The sequence below is a fragment of the Clostridium tarantellae genome (assembly GCF_009295725.1).
Classification (GTDB): Bacteria; Bacillota; Clostridia; order Clostridiales; family Clostridiaceae; genus Sarcina; species Sarcina tarantellae.
Genome location: NZ_WHJC01000086.1, coordinates 1 through 12,371, shown reverse-complemented (window position 1 = coordinate 12,371; position 12,371 = coordinate 1). Strand labels below are relative to the sequence as shown.

The following is a 12,371-nucleotide window of genomic DNA, read 5'->3' as shown; positions in this document are numbered from 1 at the left end:
CAAGGCGTTACCCTATCATTCTACCTTTCGTAATATCAGTTCTAATAATTTTATAAATTATTAGGCTAGTTTTATAGTAAACCCTCGCTTACCTTTGTCTAGCAACAAGTCGCACTTTCATATTCATTATGATTTTTATTTATATGAATAAACTCTTTAATTTTTTCACTTTCAACTATCGTCATATCCATATCATTTATTTTTTTGTCTTTATTATTTTTATTGTTTACTTTTTCTTTTGATTTATTATATTCATAAAAAGAATTTTTAAGTTTTTCTGTACCTTCATAAGTTGTTTTTGCAGCCTGATTTAATCCTTTTAAAAATATTATAATAGCCTTTCTTATATATTTTCCTATAACTTCAACTCCTTTGTCTACAATTACTGCTGATTTTTCGCCCACTTTATCTATGTCTCTTTTTAAAACACGTCCAGTAATTCTTCCTTTAGTTGAAAATTTATCTTTTTCTCCAGGTTGTTTAAAAATTTTTTCTTTTAAAATTCCTATGAAAGTACCTGTAAGTTCACTACTTTTTTTAACTAAATTTCCTATTAATTTTATTCCTTTATCAACTACATTTCCGCTAAAACCCATATTAATATTCTTCTCCTTAATAAATTTCGTTTATTTATTCTTTTAATTTTATATTATATATTATGTAATATTTGTTCAATACTTGTAAAGCCAATCTATTTTATATTATTAAAATTGCCTCTAAATATTTATTTTAGAGGCAATTCTTATCAGTTAATTATATTATTATATATTTTCAATTAAAAATTCATCAATTATGCCTTTAAATGCTTTACTTAAACTACCTATTCTATTTAATGGGAATATAAAAGTACCCACTTTCCCTCCATTTTGCATATTGATAGTATCTTTCAAAATGTCATTTACATAAAGTTTAATTTCTTGCAATCTGCCTACTAAAGTTAACTTTACCCATTGATTTTCTGGTAATTTATAATTAAAAGAATAATCATATCCTTCCCTTGAAAATCCTAAATTCCCTGTTACTTTCTGAACTGCTTTAAAAATACTTATTGAAGATTCTAATAATATTTGTTCACTATAATCCCCATTTGCATCTTTATTAATCCACATAGAAATAGTATACATTGGTCCTTTATTATTTATTGGAGTTTGTATATAACTTGTTTCACCATTTAATTTTATTCCTTTTCCATTCTTACCTAAAACCAAATCAACATTTTTTCCAATTCCATTATAATTATTACCTGAAGTATCTGCTATATTACTTATATTAATATCTTCAAAGGTATATTTAATTATTGTATTTGTCATTGATTTTACGTTATACCTTAAATTTGAATTAGGAATATCACTTAATTTTTTACATATATCATTAAATTCATTAAAAGTTTTATTAGTTTTTCCTGCCCAAAGCTTTTCAGCAACAACCTGTGTAGCTGGTAAAGCTCTATCATAAATATCTAATTCACAAATACCATTAGCTTTTTTACCTATCATATCATTCCAAACAGCAAACATTGCTCCAAATAATTGAGGATGATTTTCCGAAATACTATAAGCTCCAAAATTATTTGCATTCCAATTTTCATATAAATTTTTAATATCTAAATAATCTCTATAATATCCTGCTAAAGGTACTATATATAACTGACTATCTATACTATTAATAATATTATATCCTCTATTTATCATATCTTTAGCATCTGCCCAAATAAGGTTCCAAATATTCATTATTACGCCATCACTTATTATAGAAGTCTTTCCTGGAGTCTTATTTAAACTTCCCCAAAGTCTTGGCGTAATTCCATATTCATCTCTAATTTGTTTTAAATAATAATTAGTATATCCTCTAAAACTATCTATTTGTTCTGCACTTCCAAAATACTCATCTGTTCCAATGTGAAAATTATTATATCCTAAAATTGGATCATCTCCACCTAAATATTCATTAAATAAATTATCCACAAATCCATAGGTTTCAGGGTTTTGTACATCTAAATGATCTCTACCTTTACCTGTTCCTAAAGCTAATGATTCATTATATTTAATAAATGATAATGAATGTGCTGGAGTATCTAATTCTGTTATAATCTGTACTCCATATTCTTTAGCTAACTTAACAAAATTACTATATTCATCTTTTGTATAATATCCATCTGTAGCTGTCAATCCTGGATAGGTTTCACATTCTAATCTAAATGCTTCATAATCTATTCTCCAAGTATCTTCTGTTATCCATATATAATTATCATTTATATGAATTTGGAATTCATTCATTTTATACCAAGCCATAACTTCTAAATACTGCTTTAAATAATCCATAGTAATAAACTTTCTACCTACATCAAGCATAAAACCTCTAGATTTATATTTAGGATAATCTCTTATTATACCTTTAACTATATTATTATATTGTTTTAAAATTTGTAATATTGTTCTAGTAGAATAAAAAATTCCTGTTTTTGATATTGCTTCAACTCTTACATAATCAGTTATATAAATATAATATCCTTCTTTTCCTATTCCATTATCTTCACAATATAAAGTAATATAAAAATCTCCCTCTTTAGGATCTCCAATAACTACTTGTATATCGTTTCCTGTAATTTCTTTATAATCATTTTTAAACTTAATTGCTATTTTATTCAAATCTTCACTATAATCTTTATCAATAACTATTCTACTAGTGTTCGTTACATAAAAAACACCATTACCTGAAACCCATTCTCTTATATTAGGTATTACATTAGGTTTTTCATTTGTTCCTTCATTTGTAGAATATGCTCCTGGTACTAATATATCAAAATCTTTAGTTAAATATCTTTCTTCATTATCTGAAACTTTAACGGTTATGATAATTAGTGTATCAGTTAATGGAGAATATATATTAGCTTTTTTATCTATTATACCATTAAAATTTGTTCCATCTATCTCTATTTTAAAGCCATAAGGAACCGCTGGTAAATTTAATTTATTATCTCCTTTTTTTACAGTAAAGCCTTTAATTTCTCCAATAATTTTAGCCACATCATTAGGAAATTCTCCATTATATATTTCAACTTCATATATAGATACTGTATACCATACAGCTGGATTATTTTTTTCACAATAAATTCTTACATATCTAGCATTTTGTTTGGAAGTTAAAGAAACCGCTTCTATTCCTCCTGTACCATTAATAGTTCTATAAACGGAAGTCCAAGTATTAGCATCATTTGAAACTTCTATTCTATATATTGTTGCATTAGCTCCCTCCCAATATATTCTTACCTTATCAAATTCAGTTATTTTTTCTAAATCAATATAAATCCATTGCTGTCCATTATTAAAATTTCCACTTGACCATCTTGAATTTTTTGATAAAGTATCTCCATCAGTTATATAATTTGCAGTTAATGTGGAAGTTTCATTTGCTGAAGATACAGCTTTTTTATTTAAAGCTAAATTGATATTAGATATATCTGTTACTGTTGTTACTGTTGTTGTTACCTCTTGCAAATTAATGTTAATTTCACTATTAATTCCAATAACTGCATCACCTAAAGGATTACTTAATTTTAAAGTGAAATTTTTTGGTGTAGTTATACTATTAGTATTTATTATAGTTATATTAATTACTTTTTCTTTTTCTCCATCACTAAATGATAACGTACCTGACCAGGGTTGATAATTTACTCCGTTTAGAGCAGTTCCAGGGAATGTTCCATAATCAATTTCAACACGACCTAAGGTTCCACCTTTTCTTAACACTTTAAAAGTAGCAACTCCAACATTTTCATTAAAAGTATATTCTTTTTTTTCTATTTCTAATAATCCAGCACCATTATTATTTAAAGCAAATATTCCATCTATAGATGCTGCTACTCCTCTTGCATTTGCATTTTTTCTTCCTGAACATTTAATTAATATGCTATGATTACCATTAGTTAAATCCGTGCTTTCAAAAACTATTTGCTTTCCAATTCTTATATCACTATATAAATCTACATCCATAAAAGAATTATTATCTATTGAAACTTCCATTATTCCATGTCCTGGATCTTTTGTTGCTATCATATAAAATTTAGTTCCAATAAAATTAACAGTTGCAGTAGCTCCTACTTGTAAAGTCCAATGAGCATCTTTATTATAATTATCATTATTTGTAAGAACTTCATAATTCCATCCACTACTAAAATTAAATTCATTTATTCCAGTTCCCATACTTCCATCATTTATAAAGCTTAAAGTTTTTGGTATTTCAATAAATATACCATCTATAGATGCTGCTACTCCTCTTGCATTTGTATTTTTTCTTCCTGAACATTTAATTTTAACTTTATGCTGAGTATTATTTAATTCTTCACTTTTAAATACCACTCGTTTAAATGTTCTTTCACTTGAATATAAATCAATATCAATCTCCGCTCCATCATCAATTGAAATAGTCATTATTCCATGACTTGGATCTTTTATAGCCACTATATAAAATTTAGTTGCTATAAATTTTACTTCTACTGTTGCACCTGTTTGAACTGTCCAATGATTATCTCCTTCATATGCTTCACCACTAGTAAGTTTTTCATAATTCCATCCACTACTAAAATTAAATTCATTAATTTGTGTTCCTATATTTCCATCATTTAAAAGTTCTGTCCCTAATGGTTGTGATGGTAAAGATATATTATCTGGTTGCTTGTATACTCCTATACTATTTATTAAAGGGGTTGCTAAAGAACGGGTTATATTTACTTTTATTTTTTGTGCTGCCATAGGAGCTAGCCTTATAAGTCTTTTATATCCTATAGTTTTTCCACTGAATACTTCAACCCAACTTTCCTTTTGCTCTATTTGCTCTACTTGTACATTAAACTCTGCTACTCTTTGTCCTAATGGAATATATTCTTGTAAGCTAATAACATCAAAAGTAGTTATCTCTCCTAAATCTAATTCAAAAGTTCCAGTAGTAGCTCCTTCCTTTGGTGCCCAATAGGTTTCAAAATTTCCATCAACCATTTTATTACCATTAAAATCTACTGAATCATTATATATACTATCTACTATTACACTCTTATTTAAAGCTAAATTAATAGCAAATGTTCCTTTTATAGCATCTCCAAATTCTTTTAATCTATTTACATCATTTTCATGGAATAATCCTCTTTTATCTGGTGGAACATTTAATAATAATACTGAGTTTCTTCCCACTGATTTAAAATATATATCAATTAATTTACTTAAAGATTTAACCGAAGCATCTTGACTACTATGATAAAACCACCCTGGTCTTATTGAAACATCTGATTCCCCAACTATCCAATCTGGTCCACCTTCTTCACCATTATTTAAATAACTTGGAATTTCTTGCTGTTTCATTTTTTCTACATTTATAGTTGACCAACAAGGTTCTCCAGCATATCCATTTTCATTTCCTATCCACCTTATATCTGGTCCTTGTGGACTAAATATTTCACATTCTGGTTGTAATTTTTTAATTAAAGTAAACCATTCATTAAATTTATAATCTTGATTTACATTAGTACCTTTAGCTCCATCCATCCATACTTCTGCTATTGTTCCATAATTAGTTAATAGCTCTGTTAATTGATCCATATAATATTTATTATATGCATCCCCAGTACCATAATATTTAGAATTTGCATCCCATGGTGATAAATATACTCCAAACTTTACTCCATATTTTTCACAAGACTTAGACATTAATTTTACTACATCACCGCTACCTGACATCCAAGGACTACTTCCAACATCATGACTTGTATATGCACTATTCCATAAACAAAATCCATCATGATGCTTTGCTGTTAAAATTACTCTTTTAAACTCCGCATCTGCTAAACTTTTAATCCATTGATCTGTATTTAAATCTGATGGATTAAATATTTGTGGATTTTCTCCTCCTGTTCCCCATTCACGGTCTGTAAAGGTATTAACTCCAAAGTGTATAAAAGCTGTAAGCTCTTCTTTTTGATATTCTACCTGTTCATTTGTTGGTAAAGCCCCAAAAGGAGGTATAATTGAATTATTATTTAAGATAAAAATTCCATCTATAGACGCTGCTATACCTCTTGCATTTGCATTTTTTCTTCCTGAACATTTAATTATAACTTTATGATAATTATTATTTAAAACTTCACTTTCAAATACTACTTGTTTAAAAGTTCTTTCACTTGAATATAAATCTATATCCCTTTCTACTCCATCATCAATTGAAATTGTCATAATTCCATGCCCTGGATCTTTTATAGCTACTATATAAAATTTAGACGCTATAAATTTTATGCCTACTGTTGCACCTATTTGAACTGTCCAATGATTATCTCTTTCATATGCTTCATCACCAGTAAACTTTTCATAATTCCATCCACTACTAAAATTAAATTCATTAATTTCTGTTCCTACATTTCCATCATTTAAAAAACTTGTGTAAGAGGAAGTTGAATCCATAGATTGTATTTTAAAATCATTAATTAAATTCTCTTTATCCTTATCCATTATTAAAAATCTCCTCCTTAACCCTTTTAATATATCTAATTTATAATATGTTTATTTAATTAGTTGTTGATTATATTATTTTTAGCCACAAATATTTTCTAAAAATATATAATATATTAAGAAAATTCTATTCCCAAACTAATACAAATAGATGTAATTTTTATCTACTTTTGTTATTTTTTTAATTTTATCACACATACCATACAAGTTAAATTATTTATTTTATGTAAAAATCTGTGTATAAAAACTAAAAAAACTTCAAGAGTTTTACCTCTTGAAGTTTTTTATTAGTTTTTACTCTTTTCTTTTCCAAAAAATAATTGCCGATACTAATACTATAGAACAAATAACCGCATACAAACCAAATAATGGATTGCTTATACTACCTATTAAAATCAAAAGAGAACCACATGTTGCTAAAATAGGATTTATTTTTCCTCTCCATACACCTGTAATTTCTCCATTACATCCCATTCTAAATACTTTTATATATAAAACTATAAATAATACATAATTTATTGTAATTGATATTTCTGATATATCTGAATTAGGTAACATATTAAACTTTTGAGTTAAATAATGTACTATAATTGCAATAACACTCAATATAAATGCAATTACAGCTGATTTTACTGATATTCCATATTTATTACTTATTTTAGTTAATCCTTTAACTTTAGGAAACATTCCTCTTAAAGCTAATGAATATGGCATTCTACTTAAACCCATTATTAATCCATTAACAGTACCCATTATTGAAATAATTACAAATATTATAATTAATTTAGCTCCCATTGGGCCAAATATATTATTAGCAGCTAAATCAACATGAGCATCTCCTAATTTCATAACTGTTTCAGGCCCAACATATATACTAATACCAATAAAATATAATACATATACTATTAATATAAATATAGGTGCTAACACAAGTGCTTTAGGTAAATCTTTTTTTGGATTTTTCATTTCATGACCTATAGATGATGCTACTATCCATCCATCAAAAGAAAATGCAATTGGAGCAATTGCAGTTATCCATCCAACAGATTCCATTTGTGTAACATCTGTAACAGATATACTACTAACATCTCCAAATAATAATCCTATTAATGCTATTAAAATTAAAGGAATTAATTTTATAATAGTGGCAGTATTTTGAAAATACCCCCCTAATTTTGCAGATAATATATTAACTAAAAATAAAAATGCCATTACTGAAAAACCTATTATTATTTGAAGTTCTAATGTTCCTTTTAACCCAAATAAAATACAAGTATATATACCAGTTACCCATGAAACAACAGCTAATAAAGTTGGATAATATAAAAATGTATGAAACCAACCAAAAGCACATGCAAAAGATTTATTAAGTGAATATTCTGCATAAGTTATAATTCCACCAGCTTTACTTTCTCTTGAAGCAAGCTCTGATACTGATAAACTACCAAATATAATTCCAATTGCAGCAATGCAAAACATAAAAACCCCTAAACTAACACTTCCGCCTGTAGCTATAAGAATATTATCACTTTTAAAAAATATTCCCGAACCTATAACTATTCCAACAATCATAGTAATAGCAGTAAATAGTCCATATTCGTGTTTATGCTTTTTCATAAAGCTCCCCCTTACTAAATTTATGTTACAAAAAAGTATTTTCATACAATATAACATAAAAGTCATACAAATTAAATACTAAAGTCATATTTTTTATGCATTTTTAGATATTATTCTTCATTTTTCTTCTATAAAAACTATAATATTTGTAAAATTAAGAGTTGTAATTAAAAAATTTAATTACAACTCTTAAAAACTTTAAAATATAAAACTAAATATAATTTTTTTATATTCAAAAAATTTGTTCGCTAGATATTACTTTAGTTAATAATTCTTCTGTTGATAAATAAAGCATTCCATTACCTTCCATTTTCTTATTGTATCCTAATGAAATAGTTCTTTTTATCAACTGTGCATATAATTCTACTTCACCTAATTCTCTTTTAAAATTATCCTTTGACCAATTTATTATTAATGCTAATGCACCAGCTACATGAGGTGTTGCCATTGATGTTCCCTGCATTTCTACATATCTTGCTCCAGGTGCTGTAGATAATATACCTTTTTTTCCAAAACCTTGTCCTGGAGCTACTAAATCAACTTCATTATTAGAATCTGAAAATGGACTAAATTTTCTTTCAATATTTATTGAACCAACTGATATAGCTTCACTATAATATGCTGGATAATTTAATTCATCTGTTTCACTATTATTATCACCATTATTGCCAGCTGCACAAACACATAAAATATTATTATTTACTGCTCTTTTTATAGCAATGTATAAATCATCATTAGGAGTATTTGACCCTAACGACATTGAAATTATATTTACTTTTTGATCTATAGCATAATTAATAGCATCAATAACCCACTCTGCAGTTCCTCCATTTGATGTTATAGATTTTAACACTAAAAGTTTCGCTCTTGGTGCTACACCTATTATACCACTACTATTTTCATTTGCTGCTATAATTCCACATACATGGGTTCCATGTCCTACATAATCTGTTACATTATTAGTATCTCCGCCATCATCAGAGGTAAAATTTTTCACACCTGCTATTCTATCTTGTAAGTCTGGATGATTTACATCACATCCAGTATCAATAACTGCTATTACTATACCTTCTCCCATTCTACCTTTTTCCCAAAATTCCGGTGCTTTTATCATTTTAACACCATCAGGTATTCTATCATTAACTTTAGATATACTATTAATATAATATTTAGGTAAATTATATTCATAACTTCTCATAAACATTACCTCACATAATATTCTTCTTTATACTTTATGATAATAATGTTTTTTATGTTACCTATTTTATTTATAATATTAATTTTAATGCACCTTAAAAGCATAAAATAATAAACTATAGTATATAAAAAACTATATGCTAATTTGAAGGGAGCTTTTATTATGAAATTTAAAGCTAATTTTTTTAAAATTTTGGTTTTAGTTACACTACCTATTTTTCTTATGGGATGTATAATAGTAAAAAATGAACCTTCTTCACCTAATGTTCCAGATGATAAAATTATAGAGCCAAGTAAACCCACTAATCCAAATGATTCTAATAAACCTACAAAACCAGATGGCTCTAATAAACCTACAAAACCAGATGACTCTAATAAACCTACAAATCCACCAAAAGATCCTATAATTGAATCTAGAATTTACAGACTTTTTTATTATGATTCTAATTATAATATTTACTATGTAGATAAAAAAGTAAACCTAGTAGATAATGCTATAATTAAAACTCTTTCTAAAGAGCTACAAACTCCTCCTAATAAGAATCTTAATAAAGTATTTTATCCTAAAGTTTCAGTAAAATCCGCTAAAGTAAGTAATGATATTTTAAAAGTTGATCTATCTAAAGAATTTTATTCTGAAATAAATTTAGGAAGTGGGTCTGAATCTTGTATGTTTCAATGTTTAACTAACACCTACGGTTACAATTTAAATGTAAAAAAAGTTATTATTACCATAGAAGGAAAAAATTATGCTAGTGGGCATATTTTAATGGAAGATGGTGACTATTTTACAGTTGATTATTCAAATGTAAAACCACTTAAATAATTTTAATTTAATACTATAAAATTTTATTTATTATGATAATAGCATATAAATATTAATTATGGTTCCTTAATAAAATTAAAGTATATTTCTTAGCATAAAACTATAATGCAGATTTATCTATATCTTATTTTTATACTAAGGAACCTTTTTTATTTAATATCTTACTTTTTATAATTTCTCAAGTTATTTATTCTACATTATGTAAATTTATGATTATTTTCATAAAAATCACCTGCATATTTAGAATTTTTTATCATATACTATTTTAATATTTATATAAATTAACTAGACATTTTTAATTTATACCTTTAAGATATTTTTAAAGTATTTTAAGATAGGAGTTTAATTATGGAATTTATTCAAAATTTAGATACTTACATATTATTTTGGATTCAAAATAATATTCACTCAAACATAATGAATAAATTTATGAGTTTCATAACTAGTTTAAGTAATTTAGGAGTGTTATGGATACTACTAAGCTTATTTCTACTATGTAAAAAGAAATTTAGAATTATAGGAATTCTTACTTTATTTGCTATAATTCTTAATACAATCTTAGGAGAAGGTTTATTAAAACATATTGCACAAAGACCTCGTCCTTTCAACACTTTATCAACACTAAATATTATAATAACTAAACCTAAAGGTTTTTCATTTCCTTCTGGTCATACCTCCACAGCTTTTGCTGCTGCTTTTATGTTAAGTTATTATTTTAAAAAATATAAACTACCAATTTTTATATTAGCCATTTTTACAGGTCTCTCTAGAATATATTTATTAGTACACTATCCAAGTGATGTAATTTGTGGTGTAATTCTTGGATTTATTAGTTTTTCAATAATTATGTACCTTTATAAAAGAACTATTTTACATATTAAATACCCTATAAAGATTAAATAACTAAATAAACCATGATTATCTACATTATAGAATCATGGTTTATTATTTTTATACTCATTAATTTAATTTTAATTGTTTTTTATTAAATCATCTTTTTTCTTTTTTGCTTTTTTTAAAACTTCTTTATAATAATCCGTAACCTGTTTTAATAAAGAAACTACTTCTTTATGTTTTTTTCCTACTGTTGTTTCTCCTGTCAACATAAACCCAGTAGCTCCTCCTTTAATTAATGTATATATATCACTTAATTCATTTATTGTGGGTAAATTATTATTTTTCATAGAATTTAAAACATTAGTAGCTACTATTATCTCTTTAAATTCTCCTTTTAAACTATTTACTATTTTATCTTGTATTATTGGAATATTTAACAAATGAGTTTCTGGTACTAAATCACCTCTTGCAATAACCACCCCATCCAATTCTTGGGATATTTCTTTTATATTGTCTATTCCATCCTTAGTTTCTATCTTTCCCCATATTTTAGGTATAGCTTGTTTATTTTTTAATTTTGCAAATATATTCTCTTTAAGTTCTTTACATTGAATTTTATTACAACAATAAGAATAAGATATTATATCTACATTTCTACTTAAAGCATATTCAATATCTCTAATATCTTTCTCCGTTAATCCCCAACCACTTCTATCAATCCCTGGCAGATTACATCCTTTTTCAGCTCTTACTATACCACCAATTTTAACTAAGGTTTTTATTGTATAATTTTCTTTTCCTAAAGTAATAAACTCCATAGTTCCATCTTTCATATATATTTTTTTAAAAGATTTGCTAAGTAATATATTTCTACTTATATTTAAAGGAATTAAATTATTATATTTTTTATTTCTTAAATAACTTTCATAATCATCTTCTGAACAAAAATATATATTAGATTTTTCTGTAGCTCTAAAAGAAGTTTTTAGTTTATTAGAAACTCTAATTTTATTTCCTTGTAAATCCATTAATATATTTATGTCATTATACTTTGCCCTTATGTACTTTACAGCTTCATCTATATTCTCATATATGCCATGAGAAAGATTTATTCTTATTGTATTTATTCCACCTTCTATTATTTTATCAATAATTTCTGGTTGTGAAGATCTTGGTCCAATAGTAGCGATTAAATGCATCTTATTCCTCCCCTAAATCTTAATCCTTAAATTATATGTTTAATTAATAGAATTTATAATACAATTTAAAATAAAAATCCACTATTTATTTAAATAGTGGCAGTTTGTAGACAAATAGCATTTTTGCATAAAGCAAAAATGCTATTTTTAGTTTTATAAGCAAAATTTCTAAATTTTTCAAATATATTTTTAATATTATGA

Annotated in this window: 7 protein-coding genes; 2 read left to right on the top strand and 5 right to left on the bottom strand. The window is 25.9% G+C overall.

Features of this window, described 5'->3' with window-relative positions:
* Nucleotides 1-98: 98 nt before the first annotated feature.
* The 4 genes from GBZ86_RS07595 to GBZ86_RS07580 all read right to left on the bottom strand — a co-directional run bounded on the left by GBZ86_RS07595 (nucleotide 99) and on the right by GBZ86_RS07580 (nucleotide 9,309).
* Nucleotides 99-596: a hypothetical protein gene (locus GBZ86_RS07595; RefSeq protein WP_152889304.1), complete on the bottom strand. Its 498-nt coding sequence runs from the start codon at nucleotides 594-596 to the stop codon at nucleotides 99-101.
* 165 nt (nucleotides 597-761) lie between these two features.
* Nucleotides 762-6,494: a family 20 glycosylhydrolase gene (locus GBZ86_RS07590; RefSeq protein WP_152889302.1), complete on the bottom strand. Its 5,733-nt coding sequence runs from the start codon at nucleotides 6,492-6,494 to the stop codon at nucleotides 762-764.
* A 294-nt stretch (nucleotides 6,495-6,788) separates the two neighbouring features.
* Nucleotides 6,789-8,111 carry an APC family permease gene (locus tag GBZ86_RS07585; protein WP_152889300.1) on the bottom strand — a complete coding sequence of 441 codons (1,323 nt, stop codon included), beginning with the start codon at nucleotides 8,109-8,111 and terminating at the stop codon, nucleotides 6,789-6,791.
* A gap of 232 nt (nucleotides 8,112-8,343) precedes the next feature.
* Nucleotides 8,344-9,309: a S8 family peptidase gene (locus GBZ86_RS07580; protein WP_152889298.1), complete on the bottom strand. Its 966-nt coding sequence runs from the start codon at nucleotides 9,307-9,309 to the stop codon at nucleotides 8,344-8,346.
* A gap of 162 nt (nucleotides 9,310-9,471) precedes the next feature.
* Between GBZ86_RS07580 and GBZ86_RS07575 the strand changes: the two genes are divergently transcribed.
* The gene (locus GBZ86_RS07575) at nucleotides 9,472-10,134 is read left to right on the top strand and encodes a GerMN domain-containing protein (RefSeq protein ID WP_152889296.1); all 663 of its coding nucleotides are present in this window, start codon (nucleotides 9,472-9,474) and stop codon (nucleotides 10,132-10,134) included.
* A gap of 348 nt (nucleotides 10,135-10,482) precedes the next feature.
* A complete protein-coding gene (locus tag GBZ86_RS07570) occupies nucleotides 10,483-11,037 on the top strand; it encodes a phosphatase PAP2 family protein (protein WP_152889294.1) in 555 nt (184 codons plus the stop codon).
* A 68-nt stretch (nucleotides 11,038-11,105) separates the two neighbouring features.
* Here the strand turns inward: GBZ86_RS07570 and GBZ86_RS07565 are convergent, their stop codons facing one another.
* A complete protein-coding gene (locus tag GBZ86_RS07565) occupies nucleotides 11,106-12,170 on the bottom strand; it encodes a pyruvate kinase (protein WP_152889292.1) in 1,065 nt (354 codons plus the stop codon).
* Nucleotides 12,171-12,371: the final 201 nt, after the last annotated feature.

Excerpts from the sequence above, each read along its gene's own strand:
- GBZ86_RS07585 (WP_152889300.1), bottom strand. The coding sequence starts at position 8,111 with ATGAAAAAGCATAAACACGAATATGGACTATTTACTGCTATTACTATG.
- GBZ86_RS07575 (WP_152889296.1), top strand. The coding sequence starts at position 9,472 with ATGAAATTTAAAGCTAATTTTTTTAAAATTTTGGTTTTAGTTACACTA.
- GBZ86_RS07580 (WP_152889298.1), bottom strand. The coding sequence starts at position 9,309 with ATGAGAAGTTATGAATATAATTTACCTAAATATTATATTAATAGTATA.
- GBZ86_RS07565 (WP_152889292.1), bottom strand. The coding sequence starts at position 12,170 with ATGCATTTAATCGCTACTATTGGACCAAGATCTTCACAACCAGAAATT.
- GBZ86_RS07595 (WP_152889304.1), bottom strand. The coding sequence starts at position 596 with ATGGGTTTTAGCGGAAATGTAGTTGATAAAGGAATAAAATTAATAGGA.
- GBZ86_RS07590 (WP_152889302.1), bottom strand. The coding sequence starts at position 6,494 with ATGGATAAGGATAAAGAGAATTTAATTAATGATTTTAAAATACAATCT.
- GBZ86_RS07570 (WP_152889294.1), top strand. The coding sequence starts at position 10,483 with ATGGAATTTATTCAAAATTTAGATACTTACATATTATTTTGGATTCAA.